The organism is Bergeyella cardium (assembly GCF_009914665.1).
In the GTDB taxonomy this organism is placed as follows: domain Bacteria; phylum Bacteroidota; class Bacteroidia; order Flavobacteriales; family Weeksellaceae; genus Bergeyella_A; species Bergeyella_A cardium.
On record NZ_CP029149.1, the window covers coordinates 1,001,025 to 1,022,695 of the forward strand.

Consider the following 21,671-nt stretch of genomic DNA (forward strand, 5'->3'; position numbering starts at 1 on the left):
GATGAATATAAAACATCTACTATTTTACACTTTTATACTCACTGTACTTACTTCTTGTATAACGACTAAGGATATAAAATATCTTCAGCCTAATGAAAATTTGGTAATCAATGAAGAAGGTCTTGTTCCGTACAATATACAGGAGTATAGAGTTACTAAAAATGATATTTTTAATCTCAATATTGTCACCACCTCAAAGGGAGATGCAGCACAGTTTTATTCTATGTTTAATACTTCGGGAGGGATAAATTCTGGGAATAGTGTAAATCAGGTTTATAACAATAATAACGCAAATGATAATGTTAGATTTTACTTTAATGGGATAAAAGTAGATTCTAATGGTGAGATTTATATACTTGGTATAGGCTATTTAAAGGCTGAAGGAAGAACCATTGAAGATATTAGAAATGAAATTCAGCAAAAGGTAAATGAAAACTTTTTAAAAGATAAGACGGATGTTCGTTTAAATCTTGATGGGATAACTTATTATGTATTAGGAGATATTGAGACAGTAGGTGTTTCAGGTAAAAAGACAGCTTATACACAAACACTTAGTATTACAGAAGCACTTTCTCTTGATGGAGGGCTTAATAGAACGGTGGATAAAAAGGATGTCATTATCCATAGAAGGTATCCTGAAGGAATTAAAATTGTTAAACTGGATCTTACACGAGAGGATGTTATGAACTCTCCATACTATTGGATTCAAAATGGAGATATGATATATCTCAATACTCGTAAGAAAAGCCTTAATGGCTTTGGTAAAGACCCTCTTAATACTTTGACGACTGGTGTTACTTTGCTTACTACAGCATTATCTGTTTATTTATTAATTTCCAGACTTTAAGATTATATGATTCCCAATAAAGAAACGAATAAGAAAGGAAATAATGAAAATGCCAGCCAGGAGAGTATAGCTTCTTTTTCCTTATTTGATGCTGGTCTTTTCATTCAGAAACTTATTAGAAATTGGTATTGGTTTGTTTTTATGTTTGGGGTAGGTTATGTTATTGCCTATGTATATAGCCGATACTTTACTCAGAGGATATATGAGTCTAATCTGTCGCTGAGTATGTCCAGTAATGCAACCAGCTATTTTACACCAAATCAATCCATCAACTTTATTTGGGATCAGCGCTCAAATAGTGATGGCTTGTTCTTAAAGAAGATGATTCTTTCCCGCTCACACAATGAGTATTTGGTAAAGAAATTAGATTTGTTTGTTAATTATTCTACCAAAGGGGTGATTAAGGAAACCTATTTAGACAAGTATGATTCTCCTGTTTTTATAGAAATAGATCGGGACTATCCTCAGCAGATTAATTTCCCTATTACTCTTTTACCAAAGGGGAATGATCAGTATGAAGTAACTTTTCCAGAGGAAGGCTTTAGCAATTATCTCTATAATTATAAGAATGAGACTTTTGTTTCTGTACCAGAATATCCTGTTCCCCAAAATAAATTAATCAAAGTAGGTCAGTGGTATACAGCTCCGAACTTTAAGTTTAAGTTGGTAAAGAATCCTGTAACACCAGCCATCGGTGTAGATAATATCATTATTAAGCTAAGCTCGGTTAATGCAGCGGTACAATCTATCATTGCAACTACTTCTGTAAAGTTTGATGAAGAGCTAAACAGTGTTATTATTATTTCAAAGAGAGGATATAATTTAAATGGGACAGTTCAGTTTCTCAATACTACAGTAGAAGAGCTTATAAAGAAGAGGCTGGAAGATAGAAATACGGTAGACCAAAATACCGTAAAGTATCTTACAGTGAATTTAGAGCGTGTTAAGAAACAATTAGATTCTGCAGCTACTAAACTCAATGATATTAAGCTGAAAGAAGGTATTTTTAATCTTGAAGAAGGAGATACAAGAATTTGGGGTAGCATTACAGACCTTGAAAAGAAAAAAGTAGATATTCAGGATAAAATAAAAACACTTAATAATATTAAGAGAACCTTGATGTCTTCTAGTCTTGATAATCTGATAAGCCTTAGGTCTGCGGGAATAGATGATAGTTCGTTTTCTACCACAGTAAGTGAGCTAAAACTCCTCTACATTAAAAAGAGGGAGATGGAGTCTATATATACTCCACAATCTGAGGCTATGAAAGAGATTAATCGCCAGATTAATGATATAAAGCTCGGTTCTCAGGCTAATCTCCAAAGTTATTACGATGATTTTTATAAGGAGCTGAATGAAATTAATCAGAAGATAAGTCAGGCAGAAAATTCTTTGGTCAATCTTCCAGAAGGGCAGAGGCGCTATTTTGATGTTAAAAGGGGATATGATATTATAGAAAATACTTATAGTCTTCTCCTTACAAAGCAGGCAGAGAGCAAGATGAGAGTAGCTACAAATCGTTCAGATTTAAATATAATAGACCCAGCTAAAAACCTGGATCAAGGTCCAGTAGCTCCTAATATTTCCAATATCAAGAATATCATTATTGGGGTATTGCTCCTTATTCCTCTTCTTATCATTGTACTTAGAACATTGTTAGACAATAGAGTTATTAATATAAAAGAAGTGCTCAGAGTTACCAAAATTCCATTGCTTGGTGTTATTGGTAAGAGTTCTCACGAGAATAATCTTACGGTATTGGAACAGCCTAAATCTTCTGTTTCCGAGGCATTCCGAGGACTAAGAGCCAATTTAAGATTCCTTGCAGGTGAAGATGGCAGAGCTAAAGTAATATTGGTAACATCTTCTATTAGTGGAGAGGGTAAGACTTATACGGCTATTAATATTGCATCTGTACTGGGACTTAGTGGGAAAAAGACTATTTTGCTCGGTATGGATTTAAGGAAGCCGAAAATATTTGGTGATTTTAAGATCGATAATCGCTATGGGCTTTCCAATTACCTCACGGGAGAAGTGGGTATGGGAGATATTATCAATAAAACTGAGATTTCGTCTTTAGATGTTATTACTTCTGGACCTATTCCGCCCAATCCTTCCGAGCTATTGATGAGCCAGAAGAATATTGATTTCATTCAAGGATTAAGGGAGCATTATGATTTTATTATTATAGACTCTCCCCCTGTTGGTCTTGTGGCAGATTCATTCGAATTAATGAAATATACCGATGCTAATATCTATGTTGTTCGTCACGAATATACAGAGAAGTATATGCTCAAAATGATTACTGAAAAGTATGCGAAGCACGAAATACAACATCTTGGTTTGGTATATAATGATTATCAAGTGAAGCAGGGCTATGGCTATGGTTACGGCTATGGTTATGGTTACGGCTATGGCTATTTTGATGAAGATGCAAATTATAAAGAGCCTACTCTTATTAGGCTGAGAAATAAGATAAAATCAATACTACGGAAGTAGATTGTAAAAAAGTCCTTTAAAATTTCTAAAGGACTTTTTTATTAAACAGTATTTCTATTATTAGTTGAGAGAAATAGAACTCGGTTTTAGAATAAAAATCAGCAAAAGGCGTTTAGATTTAAATTTATGGGTTTTTATTGGCTTTTAACTAAGTATTATGAATTTCACTAAGGTAAAAATGTTTTATATTTGCACAAACTTTGGAAAAGTGTCTATCAGACCGATGTTTAGTAAAATAGTACTTGCTGTAATGGCAACTTTTTTTAGCTTTCTCTCTTTCGGGCAGCGCCACGAAATCGGTTTGAAATTGGGGCTAAGTAGTGTGGTAGGAGATATTGGGCAGGATAATTATCAGTTAAATGCACCTGTATTCAGTAAAATTTCCAGTTATGGAGTCCCTTTCCATATAGAAGCAATGTATAGGATGAACTTTAACCCTTATCAAACACTAAGAATAGATGCAGGGTATTTTCAGGTTCAGTTTGATGATGAATATGCAGATGAAGCCTACCGAAACAAACGCAGAAAAGGCAATTCTAATAATGGAGGAAATCTTGATGTGGTTTTTGAATACAACTTTTTCCCGGTAAATAATGAGCAAAGCTCTATGCTGAGCCCTTATATCTTTGGTGGTATAGGAGGGCTTGTTACCAATACTCCTTATCTTAGGATTAAGGATAAATCTCAAGGAGCAGCAGCAGCTTCGCCAGATTTTGAAATCTATGAAACCAGAAAAGGAAAATTCATAATGTCTATACCTTTTGGTGTAGGGATTAAATATAAGTTTCACTATAACTGGGCTGCTTCTGCAGAAGTGAAATTCCGACCAACTTTCTCAGATGGAATAGATTATAGTACTTTAAGCAGAAAAGATGTAGGCACAGTTTTTAATAATGAACTGAGAAAAAAAAATCCTAAGGTTTATGATGAAGCTATTGATAAGGAAGTAGAAAAATATATGAAAGACAGAAATATAGGAAATACAAATTCTAATGACTGGTTAAATAGCGTAATGATAGGGCTTAGCTACTCCTTTGGCAGACCGCCGTGCTATTGTGATTAATGGATAATGTTTCAATGAAGTACAGGAATGAAATCATATAAAGAAATTATAAACCCTGAAAAACTCCCACAGCATGTTGCTATTATTATGGATGGTAATGGCCGATGGGCAAAGTCCCGCGGCGAAGAGCGTACTTATGGTCATCGCAATGCGATAGATGCTGTGAGGAATGCTATTAATGCTTGTAATGAAGTTAATATCCCTTATCTTACACTCTATACTTTTTCATCCGAAAACTGGAATCGTCCAGATGATGAGGTCAGTACTTTGATGAGCCTTCTCTCAGAGACCCTTCTTACCGAGGCAGATGAAATTTTTACAAAAGGGCTTAGAATGCATATGATAGGAGATATTTCCCGGCTTCCAGAATTAGTGAGAGAGCAGCTTTTAAATGTGATAGACCTTACTAAGAATAATACAAAAGGCAATCTTATTCTCGCGCTTAACTATGGCTCCCAAAGGGAAATTTTAAAAGCAGTAAAAGAGATTTCGCAGGAAGTAAAAGACGGTCAGCTACAAATAGAAGATATAACAGAAGCCGTTTTTGAGAAGCATCTTTATACAAAAGATTTTCCACCAGTAGATTTAATGATACGAACCAGTGGAGAAGTTAGGATAAGTAATTTCTTGCTTTGGCAGTTGGCTTATGCAGAACTTCAATTTTTGGATGTCTTATGGCCAGATTTTTCCAAAGAAGATTTTTTTAAATGTATTGTAGACTACCAGAAAACAGAGAGACGATACGGAAAAACAAGTGAGCAGATAGCTCTTAGTAATTAATATTTAAATTGATAGAAAATTTATAGTTTAAAGAGAAAGCTGAAAAGTCTAAGACCAACAGCAGACAGCAAATAATAAATAATGAAACTGAAATTCATACCGATTGTAATGTTTGTAGCTACCGCTCATTTCTATGGGCAGGTTACTCAGCAGCAAAAAGATACTCAAACAGCAGAGACCTCTGCATATACTGATAATCAGAGAGAGGTTTATTACCTGAAAGATATTGTAATTGATGGAGTGAAAAAGTATTCTCCAGCTCAAATCTTGCGTTTTACAGGTCTTAACAAAAACGAACAGATAGAAATTCCTGGGTTAAAAATCAGCAATGCAATAAAAAAACTTTGGGATACAGATAATTTCTCAGAGGTAGAGGTTTATGTTCTCAGTGTAGAAGGCGATCAGGTTATTCTTCGTTTCAATCTTCAGGATTTAAAAGAGCTGGGAGAGGTAGATGTTATAGGGAAAGGTATTGGTAAATCCAAAAAGGAGAAAATTATTAAGGATAATGATTTAAAGCCAGGAAAGAAAGTTACCAATAACTTGATTTCAACCCTTAAAACAAAAATTCCACAGGAATATATTAATAAAGGCTTTGCCGATGCAAGCGTGAGGATTACAGACAAACCTAATGCTGCTAATGAAAGTATGGTAGATTGGACGATAGAAGTAGATAAAGGCAAGCGTATAAAAGTAGCTAAAATAACTTTTGACGGTAATCAAGCGATTTCTTCTAAAAAATTGAGAAAAAAGGGCTTTAAAAATACCAAACAAAAGAGATTTGGTATTGGTGGAATCTTCAAACCATCCAAGTTTATAAAAGATAAGTACGAGGAAGATAAAAAGTCTTTAATCTCCTATTATCAGTCTCTTGGGTATAGAGATGCGAGGATTATTTCAGACTCCGTATGGAGAATGCCAAAGAAAGATTATCAAATCAATATCAAACTTAATGAAGGTAAGAAGTACTATATCGGAGATATCAGCTTCTTAGGAAATACAACCTATTCTACTGAGGTTCTTCAAAAGATTTTAGGTTATAAAAAAGGAGATATATACGATGCTGTAGGCTTTAATAAAAAAGTAGGTGAAGATGGCGGTAAGGAAGACGACTCTGATTTAAAGTCGCTTTATCTTAATAATGGTTTTCTTTTCTCAAATGTAACTCCAGTCGAGAAATCCGTTTCTGGAGATTCCATCAATTTAGAAATAAGAATTAATGAAGGTGAAAAAGCCAGCTGGAATAAAGTCTCCTGGTCAGGAAATACCGTTACTCACGACCATGTAGTGCTCCGCTCTCTTTATACTCGTCCAGGGGATTTATTCTCAAAGTCTGATATTAAAAGAACCTATTATACTTTGGCTGGTAGTCAGTTCTTCGACCCTCAGCAGCTCAATCAGCAAGTAACCCCTAATCCGCAAAGCAATACTGTGGATATTCACTGGACGCTTGCAGAGAAAGCCTCTTCACAGATTCAGCTTCAGGCGGGCTATGGTGGCAGCACCTTTATTGGAACTTTGGGGCTTACCTTTAATAACTTCTCACTGAGAAATTTCTTGAGATTAAAGAAATTTAATCCCGTTCCTCAAGGTGATGGTCAGGTATTCTCTGTTACAGCTCAGGTAGGGCAGTTCTTCCAGAATTATGCGATTTCTTTTGTAGAGCCTTGGCTCTTTGGTAAGCGCCCTTCGGCTTTATCGTTTGGTACCAACTATTCCCGTGTAAAGGCTTATGTGGATAATTATGGTACCGTAGGAAATCTTAATATATTCTCTGCAAGTACAGGGCTTAATAGACAGCTCAACTGGCCAGACAACTGGTTCTCTCTCTATACGGGCATCCAGTATCAGAGGTATCAGTTTGATAACTACCCTTTCCAGTTTGGTTCTACTACCGAGAATTATGGCTCTGCTAATAACTTCTCATTCAATATTGGGCTCAGTAGAAATTCCGCAGGACTTGACCCTATATTCCCTACCCAGGGGTCTAATATAGAGGCGAGTGTTAAATTCACCCCACCATATTCTTTGTTTAGCAATAAAGATTATGATAAGATGACGCCTACCGAGAAATACAACTGGATGGAGTTCTATAAAGTAAAATTAAAAGCAGAAACATATAATACCGTAGTAGGAAAACTCGTTTTAAGAAGTACTGCTGAAATGGGCTTTATGGATGGATATACAAAAAAACTCGGTGCTCCACCATTTGAGAGATTCTATATGGGAGGTACAGGGCTTTTCAATGGACGATATGACGGCCGCGAGCTCATCCCGCTTAGAGGTTATGAAAACGCTTCTACTACAGGCTATGCGATGGGTACCAGAGGTTCTACCGATATCACTCCTTATGGTGGGGGTACTATCTATAATAGATTTGCTCTGGAGCTCCGCTACCCTATCTCTCTTAACCAAACGGCAAAAATATATGCGCTTTCCTTCTTAGAAGGAGGTAATGTATGGAATACTTGGGGGCAGTATAACCCTTTCCAATTAAAGCGTTCCGTAGGCTTTGGTATTCGCGTATATATGGGCATATTTGGGCTTATCGGTTTTGATTTTGCTTATGGTTTTGATAAACCCCTCGGAGGTACTCAGCCAGCAGGATGGCAAACCCACTTCCTAATGGGACAAACATTGTAATTAAATAAATTATATATGAAAAATTTGAGATTCTTATTAATTTTTGCTTTTTTTGCATCTACATTGGCTTTCGGGCAGAAGATAGGCGTCGTAGATACTAACTATATCTTGAGCAAAATGCCACAGTATAAGGAAGCAGAAGGGCGTCTGAACAGCTTAATTCAGTCTTGGGAAAATGAGCTTCAAACCTTACAGAAGGAATATGATGACAAGAAAGCGGCTTTTGAAAATGAAAAAATATTACTCGTAGGAGAGCATCTAAAAGAACGAGAGAAAGAAGTTCAAGAGCTTGAAAGTAAAGTAAAAGATTTTATAAAAACAAGATTTGGAACCAATGGCGAAATGAGCAGTATGCGCTCTAAATTTACTCAACCTTTCCAGGATCAGATTTGGAATGCTATAAAGATAGTGGTAGAGAAAAACAATTTAGGCGTGGTTTTGGATAAGAGTAATAACATCAGTGTTCTTTATCTTGACAAGAGGTATGATTATACCGATAAAGTTTTGGATGTCCTCTTGAAGAGAAATGCAAAGCCTGAGAAAGCAAAAAAGGAAACAAAAACAACGATTAAGAAAAAGTAATTAATTTAAAATTTTAATACATTATTATATTATGAAACAACTAAGCGTATTATTCTCTGCAGTAGCTCTATTCATCGCTTCATCTGCAGTAAAAGCCCAGAAAGTAGCACATCTCGATGTAAATGCTGTTCTTAGCCTGATGCCAGAAAAGAAAAAAGCAGATGAAAAATTAGAGGCTTTTTCTAAAGCTAAAGGTGCAGAAATCGAAAAGCAAGCTCAGGCTTGGCAGGCAGAAGTTGCGAAATATCAGCAAGGGGCTGCTAAGCTGACCGAAGCTCAGAGAAAAGCAAAAGAAGAAGAGCTTACGAAAAAGCAACAAAACATCCAAGGGATGCAACAAGCTGCTCAAAAGGATTTAGCTGAAAAATCAGAAGCAGAATATGCTCCGATTGAAAAGAAATTCCAAGAAGCAGTAAACAAAGTTGCAAAAGCAAACGGATGGGATTATATTCTCGATGGAAACTCATCTCTTTTCATCTATAAAGCAGGACCAGATGCTACTGCAGCAGTGAAAAAGGAACTTGGACTTTAATTTTTCATTTTGAAAATATATTTAAGGTTGCCACTATCTTTAAGATGGTGGTTTTTTATTAATGGGGTTATGTTGAGAATGAAGCTTCTCATTAAGACTGCTTGAGGGCTTCTATCTCATCACGGATTTGTGCAGCAGTGATGAAGTCAAGATTTTTAGCTGCGGTTTCCATTTCTTTTTGCTTTTTAGCTATGATTTTTTCTACTTCCTCTGGGCTGAAATTATTTTTAGTTTCAATTGCTTTTTTCAGAATTTGTTTTTGGGTATAGGTTTCGCTTGGGAAATCTTTGGTACGCCCTACGAGTGCTTCCGAAATCTTTTTGTTGAGCTGCTTTGGCACTATATTGTGCTCTTCGTTATACTTTTGTTGTTTTTCTCTGCGGTAGTTGGTTTCATCTATAGTAATGCGCATAGAGTCTGTCATCCTGTCTGCATACATAATCGCTTTACCATGAATATTTCTCGCAGCACGCCCTACGGTCTGAATCATTGAGCGGCGAGAGCGGAGGAAGCCTTCTTTATCGGCATCCAATATGGCGACGAGGGATACTTCAGGGAGGTCAAGTCCTTCGCGGAGGAGGTTTACCCCCACTAAAACATCAAAGAGCCCAAGTCTGAGATCTTGCATAATTTGTATTCGCTCCAGAGTTTCCACATCAGAGTGAATGTATCTAGTTCTAATGCCTACTTTGGTGAAGTATTTCGTGAGTTCCTCTGCCATTTTCTTAGTAAGTGTAGTTACCAGCACCCGCTCATCTTCTTCGGCTCTTTTCTGTATTTCTTCTATGAGGTCATCTATTTGATTATGGGTAGGCCTTACTTCTATAACTGGGTCTAGCAAGCCTGTGGGGCGGATGATTTGCTCAATATACTCACCCTCTGTTTTGTTGAGCTCATAGTCAGCAGGAGTGGCAGAAACATAAACCACCTGATTTTGCATAGCTTCAAACTCATCAAATTTTAATGGGCGATTATCCAGTGCGGCAGGCAATCGGAAACCATATTCTACAAGAGATTCTTTTCTGCTTCTGTCTCCTCCATACATTGCGTGTACTTGGGGTATGGTTACATGGCTTTCGTCGATGACCATCAGATAATCATCAGGGAAATAATCAAGCAGACAGAAGGGACGGGAGTTGGGCTCGCGGCGGTCAAAGTATCGGGAGTAGTTTTCTATACCTGAGCAGTATCCTAGTTCTTTGATCATCTCTAAGTCGAGCTCGGTTCGCTCTTTCAGCCTCTTGGCTTCTAAGGGTTTTTCTATACTGCTGAAGAAATCTACTTGTTTTACGAGGTCATCTTGAATATTTCTGACCGCCTCAGCTATGGTTTCCTTTGATGATACGAATAGATTGGCGGGATAGATTCTGATTTGATCAAAATGAGAAGTTACATTCCCCGATGCAGGGTCAAAGGTTTGGATTTTCTCTATTTCATCTCCGAAGAACTGTACCCTTACAGCATTGTCTGCATAGGCAGGGAAGATATCTACCACATCTCCCTTTATACGAAAGGTACCTCTTTGAAATTCATTTACTGATCTTGAATAAAGAGCATCAACAAGTCGATGTAAAAGATGAGTTCGCGTAATTTTATCTCCGAGGGATATTTCTACCAGTGACTTATGAAATTCTGTAGGGTTCCCAATGCCATAAATACAAGATACAGATGCCACGATGAGAACATCTCTTCTACCAGAGAGGAGGCTTGCCGTAGCGGAGAGTCTTAGTTTCTCTACTTCTTCATTTATACTTAAGTCTTTCTCTATATAGGTGCCTGTGGAAGCGATATACGCCTCTGGCTGATAATAATCATAATAGGAAACGAAGTATTCCACTGCATTCTCAGGGAAAAACTCCTTAAACTCCATAAAGAGCTGTGCTGCGAGGGTTTTATTATGAGCCAGAACAAGGGTAGGCTTTTGTATGTTCTGAACCAGATTGGCGATGGTAAAGGTTTTCCCAGAGCCCGTAACTCCGAGTAGGGTTTGGTATTTCTCGCCTCTTTCTATGCCTTCGGTGAGTTTTTTTATGGCTTGAGGCTGGTCGCCCGTTGGTTGATATTCGGATTTTAAATGGAATTTCATAGCTGCAAAATTAGTCTTTTTTATGCTGAGAAATCCTTTTTTATCTTTGTGAAAAGTTTTAGGAAAATGTCTCAGAAATTTCAAGAATTAATAGAATCTGACCGCCCAGTACTTATAGATTTCTTTGCTAGTTGGTGCCAGCCGTGCAAGGTGCAGTCGTCCGTCCTCAATTCTGTAAAAGAACTCGTAGGTGCAGCAGCGAGGATTGTAAAGATAGATATTGACCAGTATCCTAATATCGCTAATGAAAACGGTGTGCGTTCTGTGCCCACTCTTATGCTCTATAAGAAAGGCGAGCTCCTCTGGAGAGGCAGCGGAGTATATGATGTAAATACCCTAACTAATCTTATACATCAATATTCTGATGATGATAATGAATAGCAAGAGCTGTTAAAAAATATTAAAGGATTTTAATTATTTGTATCGCTATATAGGGGATTATAAGGGTGATTTTTTTAACAACCTCAGTGTTCGCGTTAAAATTTGTTAAAAATCCTTTGTCGGAAACCAATATTTCTATGTCTGAGAGGTGCTTTGGCTAAATTTGTCCCATTATTTAATTAAAAAAGCACTCAAAACCCAAAATAAAAATTAGAATGAAAAAGAGTTTTTTAGTATATATAGTAGCATTGGTATCTGTATTAACTTTGGAGTCGTGTGTATCTAATTATGTAGTATCTACTCCTATCCCTTACAAACAAAACACTAAACTTGCTACTATCCCTAACAAGAGTTTAAATTTTGCTAAACAATCTCTTAATAACAGAAACTCCCTTGATGCTGTTCTTGCAAGCATTGATAAAGTAGAAAAATCCCTCGAAGAATCTAAACTTCACGAATACAATACTAAAATAAACGCTCTCTTAGCCGAAGCAGAATCTTACCTTGGTACGCCTTACAGATTTGGAGGGATGAGCAGAAGAGGAATAGACTGCTCTGGTTTCGTTCTTTCTGTTTTTGGTGCTGCTATGGGAATTCACCTTCCGAGAATCGCCGCTTCACAGGCGGGAGAGGGAGAGAGTGTAAACAAAGACGAACTCAAAAAAGGAGACCTCGTGTTCTTCTCTCAAGGAAGAAGGATTTCACATGTAGGTATCGTTCATAATGTATCTGAAGAGGGGGTGGTAACTTTCATCCACGCATCTTCATCCAAAGGAGTGTCTTATGCTACCCTAAGCGATAAGTATTGGAGCCCAAGATTCAGATTTGCAAAGAGGATAGTAGATGAGAACAATGTTTTTGATATTACTCATCCAGCAACTGATACCTATGCACAGAATTAATCAATTGCTTTCATATAGTTTTTAAGATCTGCTTCCTTAGGAGGCAGATTTTTATTTATATGAGAATCTGGAAATCATCAGCATCATTTAGAAAACCGTACTTTTCTCTAAATGCTTTGAGCTTTTGCAGGTCAATTTCAGCGATGACTTGGCTTCCTTCTTTTCGAGACACAATACTCCCATCGGCAAAGAAACAGTTTGAGCTCTCTTCGTAGTAGAGGTTGTTACCATCGGTTCCAATTCTATTGAGCCCAAAGACATACGAAAGGTTTTCTATTGCTCGTGCTTTTAGAAGGGAGTGCCACGCATTTATTCTTGCCTGTGGCCAGTTGGCTACATAGAGGATTACATCATAGTCTCCCTTATTTCGCGAGAATACAGGAAATCTCAAATCATAGCACACCAAGAGCAGAAATCTCACACCGAGATATTCTACAATCATTCTGTCTTTCCCTTTAGAGTAGATTTTATCCTCACCCGAATAGCTGAATAAATGCCTCTTATCATAGAATAAATACGCTCCATTAGGATAGATGAAATAAAATCGGTTATAAAACAGCCCTCTTTCGGCTACTGAAACACTCCCTGCTATGGCGATATTTCGTGCTTTGGCAAGGGATTGCATCCAGTGGAGGGTTTCGTTTTTATTATCAGCTATATCTTCTACTTGCATACAAAAGCCTGTGGAGAACATCTCGGGGAGTAGGACTAAATCTGTCTCAATACCCTTAAGTTCTCTCTCTATCTTTCGGAAATTTGCCCCTGGCTCTTTCCAGATAATATCCATAGTAAGCCCTGTTATTCTCATTTTTTTTCCTTGTTGATGATAGCAAATATAGCCTTTTAAATCAGCCTCAATAAAATATCCACTCCTTCACATCTTTCAAGAAGACCAAGAGAGGAGATATTAATACTTTTCCTAAGAACTGTTTATTTTATAAAGTAGCTGAGGGCGATTACGGTACCTAGATGACTTCCTTCGTGTGATACATTAAATTCAATAGCGTCTTCTGCATTGTGAAGCGGAAAATTAATACCCGTTACATAATCGGTATAGCCCTTAAAAAGTCCATTTTTATAATCTACCTCCATTTTTTCCTGCGTACTTATCATCAGCTCCTTGATGAGTTCTATCTCTTCCAAGCTCGGGATACTTTCATCGGGAGCTGTACCCTTGCGATATTTTGCAATAAAATCCTCATCCACATACATTGACAGTCCGCTATTGAAATAGCAATACAATTGCTGGGTAACAATGATATGTCCCGCATTCCAAAGCAAATTGTTCTTAAACCCCGTTGGGATGAGGGCCAATTGCTCTGGGCTATACTTACTGAAAAACTGCAAATGTCGTTCTCTTAAGCATCTGTGCAGTTTAAAAATAGAATCGTTTAGCATTTTTTTAGTTTTTAATGGTTAAATACCTAATTTTTTCTTTAATTCCTCTAAAAGATAAGCTTTTAGTTTGGAACTTCTTAGTTTTTTTCAGATACTACAAATATAGAAATTTTATCACCTTCTTTCTTTGGAAAAGTTGGAATAAAATAACAGAGTAAAAGAATAAACAGAGATGATATCTTTTTCAGAAAGGTGAAAAACAAATATTGGGGGCTTTGCCCCCAATATTCCTATTAAATTTATTATAAATTAAAATTTATACCCTACACCTACCATAAACAGGCTTGGGCGAGCATCGTATTGTACTTCGTATTCTTGTCCGCTTACGACATGTTTATTAATAAAGTTTCTCTGGTCGTTAGAGAAGGCTCCTTCATAGCGAGCATTGATGATGAAGTCGCTCAACTGTACCTGTGCACCAAATTGATAACCTACGGTAAAGTCTTTGGTAGCATGCTCTTTGAAGTTTTGGTAAGACTCTTTCGTACTGAGGTTATAGCTTGCTACAGGTCCTAAAAAGAGACTCGCAGTATCTCCCAAAAGTTTATAACCTACAAGTACTGGGACATCTATACGGTTGCTTTTCGCTTTTAGAGAAGTCTTCGTATTTTCGTCTGTAAATTCATTCTTGAAAGACGTGAAATAGAGCTCTGGCATTACATAAAATGCTCCAGGAAGATCTACTTTCGCTGAAACGCCGACATTGTAGCCTACAGAGTTAGAGCCTTTCTTATCGTAGGCTTTAAGCCCTGCATCTTTTAGAGATTTCCAAGAACCAGAGCTTGTTGGGAAGAGCAAGTGTGCTTTTCCTGCAAATGATACCTGCGCACTGACTAATGCTGATAGTCCTATGAGTGCTGTGCTAATTAATTTTGTCATCTTTTTTAGTTTTAATGTTTTCTAATGTCTTGTTGTTTTTTATCAAATAATCTCGTAGTTCTTTGAAGATATCAGAAGAATAAACGAAATCTATTAAGTGTTTATTGTCTGCATTGATGAGAATGTCCTTATTCCCTTCCCATTCTTTTACCCCGAGACGGAGATATACAATTTTCTCGCCAATCGTCATCACCGAGTTCATATCGTGGGTATTGATAATGGTTGTGGTGTTATATTCCTTTGTGATTTCAGAGAGTAAATCATCAATTACCTTTGAGGTATAAGGGTCTAATCCAGAATTGGGTTCATCACAAAAGAGATACTTGGGATTATTCACAATGGCACGGGCTATTGCTACCCTTTTTTGCATCCCTCCAGATATTTCTGCCGGGAATTTTTTTCCAGCATTCACCAGCTGTACCTGCCCCATTACTTCCTTCACTCGCTTTTTCTTTTCTGTAAAAGTAAGATTGGTAAACATATCGAGTGGGAACATAATATTGTCCCGAACCGTCAGCGAGTCAAACAGCGCACTCCCCTGAAATACCGTCCCAATCTCTGAGCGGAGAATCTGCTTCTGCTTAGGCGTCATTTTAGAAATATCCCTACCATCAAACAAGATAGTCCCACTCGTGGGCTCATAGACATTGAGCAGGGACTTTAAAAAAACCGTCTTCCCCGAGCCACTTTGCCCAATAATAAGATTGATTTTACCTGTATCAAATGTAGTAGAAACGCCTTTCAGGATTTCCGCGCTATCAAAACTCTTCCTTAAATCTTGTACTTCAATCATTGCTTAGCTTAAAATCATTTGTGTTAATAACAGCTCTGAAATAATGATGAAAACCATCGTCCAAACCACTGCCTGAGTACTTGCTCTACCTACCTCAAGCGAGCCACCTTTTACCGTATAGCCAAAATAGGCAGGCACCGTAGCGATAATAAAGGCAAACACTACCGTTTTAATAAAAGCATAATAAGTAAATAGGTTTGGCATATACATTTGTATCCCTGTGATGTACTCGGCATCCGTCCAGTTGCCTGTAAGCACGCCAGCGATATAACCACCGCCTATACCCACTACAATACTTATCGCAATAAGCACAGGATTAAAGATAATACTCGCAATAATCTTCGGGAGGATTAAGTAATTGGATGAATTTACCCCCATAATATCCAAAGCGTCTATCTGCTCCGAAACCCTCATTGTACCAATACTTGAAGCAATGTATGAACCCACTTTACCCGCCAAAACAAGACTGATAATCGTGGGAGAGAATTCTAAAATAAGCACTGCCTTAGTTGCATAGCCCACAAATGCCGGTGGGATGGGAAATGGAGATGCATCAAAATTGTTAAACATCTGAATGGCTACTACTGCCCCTACGAATATGGAAGTAAATACGACCAAACCGAATGAATTTACACCAAGGTCGTTGATTTCCCGCATTAGGACTTTTGCAAAAACTGCCCTTTTCTGTGGTACTTTTAGGCTCTTGCCCATTACGATGAGGTACTCACCCAAGGCGGTTAGGAATTTTCTAATCATTCCGCGAAGGTAATATATTTTTTTTATCCGCTTCAGAATATTTAATCTATAAACTTTTGTTTCTATATTAAGAAATAGTAGTAATTTTGCCCGTCTCTATTAGACATAGGAAGTAAAAGCCAATGGATAAAAAAAATCGCCTTGAACGCCTGTTTAACCTCTTTCTGAAATCATTCTTTCAGGGCTTGCTTCTTATTGCACCTTTGGGGCTTACCATCTTTGTGGTTTTATATATAGTAACTTCCGTAGATGGGCTTATTCCCTCCATCGGAGAGCGATTTCCAGGACTTGTTTTTTTCATTACGATTATAATAACCGCCATTTTGGGTTATCTGGTGAATAGATTTGTCTTAGGGCAGTTTATTTTTAATTGGATAGACCAGCTTTTAGAGAGAACGCCAGGTGTAAAGCATATTTATACCCCAACAAAAGATGTAATGTCTTCTTTTGTGGGAGATAAGAAAAAGTTTAAAGATCCTGTTTGGGTAAAGACCAGCGAAAACCCCGAAATCTGGAGGATAGGTTTCCTTACTCAGAAAGATATGCCCATAATGGGTAAGGAAGGGCTTGTAGCGGTATATCTTCCGCATTCTTATGCCATCTCGGGCTGGGTTATCATTACCGAAATTGCAAATGTAAAACCTGTAGAGGGTATGGATGCCGCTTCTGCAATGAAATTTGCCGTAAGTGGCGGTGTAGCGGGCTTTGGAGGTGCTAATCATTAGAATTATTTTATTTTTATATATTTGAAAACTTAAACAATCATATTTATGGACATTAAAGACATACAGAATCTCATTAAGTTTGTATCTAAGGCAGAAGTTTCTGAGGTAAAGTACAAAACAAAAGATTTTGAAATCACCATTAAAACCCCTCTTGCAGGAAGTGAAGTGAATTATATTCCACAGGCACCCGTTTATCAATCTCAGATAGCCCCTGTTGTGCCAGCAGCTCCTGTTCAGGCAGCTGTACCAGTAGCAGAGCAAGCATCTTCTGAATCTGATGATAGCAATTACATCACCATCAAAGCTCCTATGATTGGTACTTTTTACAGAAGACCAGCACCAGATAAAGAGGTTTTTGTGGGAGTAGGAGATGAGGTTTCTGTTGGTAAAGTTGTCTGTGTAATTGAGGCAATGAAGCTCTTTAACCAAATAGAATCTGAGGTAAGCGGTAAAATTGTAAAAGTATTGGTAGATGATGCTACACCAGTAGAATACGACCAACCATTATTCTTAGTAGATCCGTCTTAACTCATTATTCAATGATTAAATAAGGCTTTTATCACTGTAAAAGCCTTTCATCTTTTTATTAATTAAAAAAAACAATTATGTTTAAAAAGATATTAATTGCCAATCGTGGCGAGATTGCAATGCGTATTTTGCGTACTTGTAAGGAAATGGGGGTGAAGACCGTAGCGGTATATTCTACTGCTGATAAAGACAGCCTTCACGGGAGATTTGCAGATGAAGCGGTTTGTATAGGTCCGCCAGCGAGTAAGGATTCTTACCTTAGGATTCCCAATATTATGTCTGCTGCTGAGATTACAAATGCAGATGCCATTCATCCGGGCTATGGGTTCTTATCCGAGAATGCTAATTTCTCTCGAATCTGCCAGAAGAATGGTATAAAGTTCATTGGTGCTACTCCAGAGCAGATAGAGAAAATGGGAGATAAAGCCAGTGCAAAAGCAACGATGAAAGCTGCAGGAGTACCTTGTGTGCCAGGTTCCGATGGGCTTATAGACTCCTATGAAACCGCAGTGAAAATAGCAGAAAAGATAGGTTATCCTGTAATGATTAAAGCTACTGCTGGTGGTGGTGGTAAAGGGATGAGAGCCGTTTGGAAAAAAGAAGACCTTAAAGATTTATGGGATTCTGCGGTGCAGGAAGCAGTTGCTGCGTTTGGCAATGGCGGTATGTATATGGAAAAACTCATCGAAGAGCCAAGGCATATAGAAATACAAATTGCGGGAGACCAGTATGGTAAGGCTTGTCACCTTTCCGAAAGAGATTGCTCTATCCAAAGGAGAAATCAAAAGCTGGTAGAGGAGACTCCTTCTCCATTTATGACCGATGACCTCCGCAAGAAAATGGGCGAAGCAGCAGTAAAAGCCGCTGAGTTTATCGGCTATGAAGGGGTAGGTACTATTGAGTTTCTTGTAGATAAAGACAGGAATTTCTACTTTATGGAAATGAATACCAGAATCCAAGTAGAGCATCCTATTACTGAGCAAGTGGTAGACTATGACTTGATTCAAGAGCAGATTTTACTTGCAGCAGGAGAGAAGATTTCAGGGAAAAATTACCTTCCTAAGATGCACGCTATAGAGTGCAGAATCAATGCAGAAGACCCTTATAATGATTTCCGACCAAGCCCAGGAAAAATAACCAACCTCAACATACCTGGCGGGCACGGAGTGCGTGTAGATACTCATGTATATGCAGGTTATACCATTCCTTCTAATTATGATTCTATGATTGCCAAGCTCATCGTTACGGCACAAACCCGAGAAGAGGCTATTGCCAAGATGAGACGAGCTTTGGAGGAGTTTTATATCGAAGGAGTGAAAACCACTATCCCGTTCCACAGACAATTAATGGATAATGAGGACTTCATAGCAGGTAATTATACCACCAAGTTTATGGAATCTTTCGTTATGGATAAGGCTTACGAAAATCATTAATTTTAAATAATAAGACAATGTCAGAGAATAAAAATACACAGTACTATATTGATTTGGAAGATCAGTATGGGGCGCACAATTACCACCCGCTACCTGTAGTTTTGGAGCGTGGCGAAGGCGTTTATGTATGGGATGTAGAGGGCAAGAGATATTATGACTTCCTTTCTGCTTACTCGGCGGTAAATCAAGGGCACTCCAATCCTAAGATTGTAAAGGCGCTTACTGAGCAGGCACAGAAGCTCTCCCTCACCTCCAGAGCATTTTATAATTCCAAGCTCGGGGAATATGAGAAAAAGATTACCAACATCTTCGGTTTTGATAAGGTTCTCCCGATGAATTCTGGGGCAGAGGCAGTGGAAACCGCTGTGAAATTAGCCAGAAAATGGAGCTACGAAGTAAAAGGCATTTCTGAAAATACAGCGAAGATTATCGTTTGTGAAAATAACTTCCACGGGAGAACTACAACTATTGTTTCTTTCTCTAATGACCCGGACGCTAATAAAAACTACGGACCTTTCACGCCAGGCTTTTTAAAAGTTCCGTATAATGATATAGAAGCATTAGAAAAAGTCCTTGCAGACGGTTCAGATGTAGCTGCATTCTTAATCGAGCCGATACAGGGAGAAGCTGGAGTATTCGTTCCAGATGAAGGCTATTTGAAAAAAGCATACGACCTCTGTAAAAAGAATAATGTCCTCTTTATTGCGGATGAGGTTCAGACGGGGATTGCAAGAACAGGTAAGATGCTCGCTTGCGACCACCAGGGCGTGAAGCCCGATATTTTAGTTCTCGGTAAGGCGCTTTCCGGTGGTATGTACCCCGTTTCTGCGGTATTGGCAAATGATGAGGTGATGAAGGTCATCAAGCCCGGTCAGCACGGTTCTACTTTCGGAGGGAATCCATTGGCTTGTGCTGTAGCTTGTGCTGCACTTGATGTCATCATTGAAGATAAACTCGCGGAGAATGCACAAAAAATGGGAGAGCTTTTCCGTGCGGAGATGCAGAAAATCATCGCTGAGACTGATTTAGTAACTGCCGTAAGAGGTAAAGGCTTGCTCAATGCAATTCTTATCAATGATACTCCTGAAAGCTCCACAGCTTGGGACATCTGCCTTGCGTTGAAGGAAAATGGCTTGCTGGCAAAACCTACTCACGGGAATATCATCCGCCTTGCGCCACCATTGGTAATGAGCGAGGAGCAGTTGATGGACTGTGTAGGTATCATTAGAAAAACCCTTTTAGAGTTTAAAAAATAACAACTTTTCAATACTAAATCCTGCATCAAGACTTGTTTTGATGTAGGATTTTAGTTTATATATACTTATAAAATGATATGTCTAAAAAGCAGGTTTTCATTATCGGAGGTGGAGCAGCAGGCTTTTTCTGTGCGGCGAATCTCAGCAGAGATTTGTATCATATTACCATTTTAGAGCAGAATGCAGAGGTTTTGCAGAAAGTTAAAATCTCAGGAGGAGGCAGGTGCAACCTTACCCACGCTTGTTTTGACCCAAGGGAGCTCGTACAGTTCTACCCAAGGGGGAGTAAGGAACTTCTCAGCGTATTCAGTAAGTTTCAGCCGGCGGATACTATGGCGTGGTTTTCCGAGCGTGGGCTGGAGCTCAAAGTGGAAGCGGACAACCGCGTATTCCCAGTAACCGATTCCTCACAAAACGTAATAGACCTCCTCACCAAAGAGGCAAAGAAAAATAGCGTAGAGATAAGAACCAAAACCACCGTAAAAGACATACAATTTAAAGACGATAAATATCAAATCTCTACCAATAATGGGAGCTTTACCGCAGATAAACTCATCTACACCACTGGGAGCTCTCCCAAGTCTTTTAAGATAATACAAAACCTCGGGCATAAAATCATTAGCCCCGTGCCTTCGCTTTTTACTTTTAATATTAAAGACCCATTGCTGCAAGAGTTGGCAGGCACGAGTTTTACTAATGCCACAGTGAGCATCCCCAGCCTTGGCGCAGAGGAGAGTGGCGCCCTTCTCATTACGCATTGGGGGCTCTCAGCACCTGCGATTTTAAAACTCTCAGCTTGGGAAGCGAGGAGATTAGCAACACTCAATTACCAGTTTGAAATAGAGGTTAATTTCATCTCAATAGGCTGGGAGCAAGCAGTGGAAGATTTCATTAGCTTTAAAAACCAGAATCCCAAACGCTCTCTCCAGCAGTCTAAAATCTTTGATGTAACCAACAGATTCTGGCAGAGAATCCTTAGCATATCTCAGGTAGATGCCAGCAAGCAGATGGCGAATGTTTCTAAGAAAGAGATGGAGCGGATACTCGAAAACCTGTGCAGAAAAAGACTGAAAGTAGAGGGTAAATCTACCTTTAAAGACGAATTTGTAACCTGTGGAGGAGTAGATTTAAAGGAAATTAACTTTAAGGATATGTCCTCCAAAATCCTGCCCAACCTTTTTATTGCAGGTGAGGTACTCAACATAGACGCCCTCACAGGAGGCTTTAACTTCCAAGCCTGCTGGAGCGAAGCCTATCTAATAACCCACTCGTTAGCACAAGGAGCACCCACAGCGTGGGAGCCCCTTAGCAGGGGAGGCACTCGTTAGCACGAGGGGCTCTTACCATAAACAAACCACCCACAGCTAGCAGCTAAAAGCCAGTTGCCAGTTGCCAGTTGCCAAAAATTGCTGTAAGCAATTTTTTTATTATCTTTGAGAGCATAAAAAAACACTTAAAAAATTACTATGATGATTAAGATATATAGAGCATCTACCCCTCCCAAAATTCTTGCATAAACCCCTCAAAAATCAGCTATTATAGGTATAATGGGCGGATTTCATCTATGGATGGAGTTCGCCCGTTTTTG

Annotated in this window: 20 protein-coding genes; 14 read left to right on the forward strand and 6 right to left on the reverse strand. The window is 38.5% G+C overall.

The window, feature by feature from the left end; genetic code table 11:
* The first annotated feature begins 1 nt into the window (after nt 1).
* From DBX24_RS04610 to DBX24_RS04640, 7 genes are all read left to right on the forward strand, one after another.
* A complete protein-coding gene (locus DBX24_RS04610) occupies nt 2–847 on the forward strand; it encodes a polysaccharide biosynthesis/export family protein (RefSeq protein ID WP_120489848.1) in 846 nt (281 codons plus the stop codon).
* Nucleotides 848–853: 6 nt separating this feature from the next.
* Nucleotides 854–3,346: an exopolysaccharide transport family protein gene (locus tag DBX24_RS04615; RefSeq protein ID WP_160224102.1), complete on the forward strand. Its 2,493-nt coding sequence runs from the start codon at nt 854–856 to the stop codon at nt 3,344–3,346.
* 178 nt (nt 3,347–3,524) lie between these two features.
* Nucleotides 3,525–4,409 carry a type IX secretion system protein PorG gene (porG, locus tag DBX24_RS04620; RefSeq protein WP_260392842.1) on the forward strand — a complete coding sequence of 295 codons (885 nt, stop codon included), beginning with the start codon at nt 3,525–3,527 and terminating at the stop codon, nt 4,407–4,409.
* Nucleotides 4,410–4,436: 27 nt separating this feature from the next.
* Nucleotides 4,437–5,189 (forward strand): undecaprenyl pyrophosphate synthase, encoded by a 753-nt coding sequence (gene uppS, locus DBX24_RS04625; protein WP_120489846.1) that lies wholly within the window; start codon nt 4,437–4,439, stop codon nt 5,187–5,189.
* Between the two features lie 81 nt (nt 5,190–5,270).
* Nucleotides 5,271–7,832, forward strand: a complete 2,562-nt coding sequence (locus DBX24_RS04630) for a BamA/OMP85 family outer membrane protein (RefSeq protein ID WP_160224103.1) — start codon at nt 5,271–5,273, stop codon at nt 7,830–7,832.
* A 15-nt stretch (nt 7,833–7,847) separates the two neighbouring features.
* Nucleotides 7,848–8,414 carry an OmpH/Skp family outer membrane protein gene (locus tag DBX24_RS04635; RefSeq protein WP_160224104.1) on the forward strand — a complete coding sequence of 189 codons (567 nt, stop codon included), beginning with the start codon at nt 7,848–7,850 and terminating at the stop codon, nt 8,412–8,414.
* 31 nt (nt 8,415–8,445) lie between these two features.
* Nucleotides 8,446–8,946, forward strand: coding sequence for an OmpH/Skp family outer membrane protein (locus tag DBX24_RS04640; RefSeq protein WP_120489843.1), 501 nt, complete (start codon nt 8,446–8,448; stop codon nt 8,944–8,946).
* Between the two features lie 91 nt (nt 8,947–9,037).
* On the opposite strand, the gene uvrB is transcribed toward DBX24_RS04640, so the two are convergent.
* A complete protein-coding gene (uvrB, locus tag DBX24_RS04645; protein ID WP_160224105.1) occupies nt 9,038–11,032 on the reverse strand; it encodes an excinuclease ABC subunit UvrB in 1,995 nt (664 codons plus the stop codon).
* Nucleotides 11,033–11,098: 66 nt separating this feature from the next.
* Here uvrB and DBX24_RS04650 point away from each other — a divergent pair, with 66 nt between their 5' ends.
* On the forward strand, nt 11,099–11,413 hold the full coding sequence (locus DBX24_RS04650) for a thioredoxin family protein (protein WP_120489859.1): 315 nt from the start codon (nt 11,099–11,101) through the stop codon (nt 11,411–11,413).
* A gap of 215 nt (nt 11,414–11,628) precedes the next feature.
* Nucleotides 11,629–12,315 (forward strand): C40 family peptidase, encoded by a 687-nt coding sequence (locus tag DBX24_RS04655; RefSeq protein WP_160224106.1) that lies wholly within the window; start codon nt 11,629–11,631, stop codon nt 12,313–12,315.
* Nucleotides 12,316–12,370: 55 nt separating this feature from the next.
* Here DBX24_RS04655 and DBX24_RS04660 read toward each other — a convergent pair whose 3' ends face one another.
* The 5 genes from DBX24_RS04660 to DBX24_RS04680 form a co-directional block, all read right to left on the reverse strand.
* A complete protein-coding gene (locus DBX24_RS04660) occupies nt 12,371–13,123 on the reverse strand; it encodes an amidohydrolase (RefSeq protein ID WP_160224107.1) in 753 nt (250 codons plus the stop codon).
* Between the two features lie 122 nt (nt 13,124–13,245).
* Complete coding sequence (locus tag DBX24_RS04665) at nt 13,246–13,713, reverse strand: DinB family protein (RefSeq protein WP_160224108.1); 468 nt, start codon at nt 13,711–13,713, stop codon at nt 13,246–13,248.
* Between the two features lie 249 nt (nt 13,714–13,962).
* Nucleotides 13,963–14,592: an outer membrane beta-barrel protein gene (locus tag DBX24_RS04670; protein ID WP_160224109.1), complete on the reverse strand. Its 630-nt coding sequence runs from the start codon at nt 14,590–14,592 to the stop codon at nt 13,963–13,965.
* Entirely contained in the window at nt 14,576–15,385 is an 810-nt protein-coding gene (locus tag DBX24_RS04675) for an ABC transporter ATP-binding protein (protein WP_120489837.1), read from the reverse strand. Before DBX24_RS04675 ends, DBX24_RS04670 begins: the two co-directional genes overlap by 17 nt.
* A gap of 3 nt (nt 15,386–15,388) precedes the next feature.
* Nucleotides 15,389–16,141 carry an MlaE family ABC transporter permease gene (locus DBX24_RS04680; protein WP_120489836.1) on the reverse strand — a complete coding sequence of 251 codons (753 nt, stop codon included), beginning with the start codon at nt 16,139–16,141 and terminating at the stop codon, nt 15,389–15,391.
* A gap of 122 nt (nt 16,142–16,263) precedes the next feature.
* On the opposite strand from DBX24_RS04680, the gene DBX24_RS04685 reads away from it, so the two are divergent.
* The 5 genes from DBX24_RS04685 to DBX24_RS04705 all read left to right on the forward strand — a co-directional run bounded on the left by DBX24_RS04685 (nt 16,264) and on the right by DBX24_RS04705 (nt 21,411).
* Nucleotides 16,264–16,866, forward strand: coding sequence for a DUF502 domain-containing protein (locus DBX24_RS04685; RefSeq protein WP_120489835.1), 603 nt, complete (start codon nt 16,264–16,266; stop codon nt 16,864–16,866).
* 45 nt (nt 16,867–16,911) lie between these two features.
* Complete coding sequence (gene accB / locus DBX24_RS04690) at nt 16,912–17,394, forward strand: acetyl-CoA carboxylase biotin carboxyl carrier protein (RefSeq protein WP_120489834.1); 483 nt, start codon at nt 16,912–16,914, stop codon at nt 17,392–17,394.
* Between the two features lie 77 nt (nt 17,395–17,471).
* Nucleotides 17,472–18,827 carry an acetyl-CoA carboxylase biotin carboxylase subunit gene (accC, locus tag DBX24_RS04695; RefSeq protein WP_160224110.1) on the forward strand — a complete coding sequence of 452 codons (1,356 nt, stop codon included), beginning with the start codon at nt 17,472–17,474 and terminating at the stop codon, nt 18,825–18,827.
* Nucleotides 18,828–18,844: 17 nt separating this feature from the next.
* Nucleotides 18,845–20,083, forward strand: a complete 1,239-nt coding sequence (rocD, locus tag DBX24_RS04700; protein WP_160224111.1) for an ornithine--oxo-acid transaminase — start codon at nt 18,845–18,847, stop codon at nt 20,081–20,083.
* 77 nt (nt 20,084–20,160) lie between these two features.
* Complete coding sequence (locus tag DBX24_RS04705; protein ID WP_120489831.1) at nt 20,161–21,411, forward strand: BaiN/RdsA family NAD(P)/FAD-dependent oxidoreductase; 1,251 nt, start codon at nt 20,161–20,163, stop codon at nt 21,409–21,411.
* The last annotated feature ends 260 nt before the right edge of the window (nt 21,412–21,671 follow it).

Coding starts and splice junctions, on each gene's coding strand:
- DBX24_RS04705 (WP_120489831.1), top strand. CDS start 20,161: ATGTCTAAAAAGCAGGTTTTCATTATCGGAGGTGGAGCAGCAGGCTTT.
- DBX24_RS04685 (WP_120489835.1), top strand. CDS start 16,264: ATGGATAAAAAAAATCGCCTTGAACGCCTGTTTAACCTCTTTCTGAAA.
- DBX24_RS04660 (WP_160224107.1), bottom strand. CDS start 13,123: ATGAGAATAACAGGGCTTACTATGGATATTATCTGGAAAGAGCCAGGG.
- DBX24_RS04675 (WP_120489837.1), bottom strand. CDS start 15,385: ATGATTGAAGTACAAGATTTAAGGAAGAGTTTTGATAGCGCGGAAATC.
- DBX24_RS04680 (WP_120489836.1), bottom strand. CDS start 16,141: ATGATTAGAAAATTCCTAACCGCCTTGGGTGAGTACCTCATCGTAATG.
- DBX24_RS04615 (WP_160224102.1), top strand. CDS start 854: ATGATTCCCAATAAAGAAACGAATAAGAAAGGAAATAATGAAAATGCC.
- uvrB (WP_160224105.1), bottom strand. CDS start 11,032: ATGAAATTCCATTTAAAATCCGAATATCAACCAACGGGCGACCAGCCT.
- porG (WP_260392842.1), top strand. CDS start 3,525: ATGTTTTATATTTGCACAAACTTTGGAAAAGTGTCTATCAGACCGATG.
- rocD (WP_160224111.1), top strand. CDS start 18,845: ATGTCAGAGAATAAAAATACACAGTACTATATTGATTTGGAAGATCAG.
- DBX24_RS04640 (WP_120489843.1), top strand. CDS start 8,446: ATGAAACAACTAAGCGTATTATTCTCTGCAGTAGCTCTATTCATCGCT.
- DBX24_RS04630 (WP_160224103.1), top strand. CDS start 5,271: ATGAAACTGAAATTCATACCGATTGTAATGTTTGTAGCTACCGCTCAT.
- DBX24_RS04655 (WP_160224106.1), top strand. CDS start 11,629: ATGAAAAAGAGTTTTTTAGTATATATAGTAGCATTGGTATCTGTATTA.
- DBX24_RS04650 (WP_120489859.1), top strand. CDS start 11,099: ATGTCTCAGAAATTTCAAGAATTAATAGAATCTGACCGCCCAGTACTT.
- DBX24_RS04670 (WP_160224109.1), bottom strand. CDS start 14,592: ATGACAAAATTAATTAGCACAGCACTCATAGGACTATCAGCATTAGTC.
- DBX24_RS04610 (WP_120489848.1), top strand. CDS start 2: ATGAATATAAAACATCTACTATTTTACACTTTTATACTCACTGTACTT.
- DBX24_RS04635 (WP_160224104.1), top strand. CDS start 7,848: ATGAAAAATTTGAGATTCTTATTAATTTTTGCTTTTTTTGCATCTACA.
- accC (WP_160224110.1), top strand. CDS start 17,472: ATGTTTAAAAAGATATTAATTGCCAATCGTGGCGAGATTGCAATGCGT.
- DBX24_RS04665 (WP_160224108.1), bottom strand. CDS start 13,713: ATGCTAAACGATTCTATTTTTAAACTGCACAGATGCTTAAGAGAACGA.
- accB (WP_120489834.1), top strand. CDS start 16,912: ATGGACATTAAAGACATACAGAATCTCATTAAGTTTGTATCTAAGGCA.
- uppS (WP_120489846.1), top strand. CDS start 4,437: ATGAAATCATATAAAGAAATTATAAACCCTGAAAAACTCCCACAGCAT.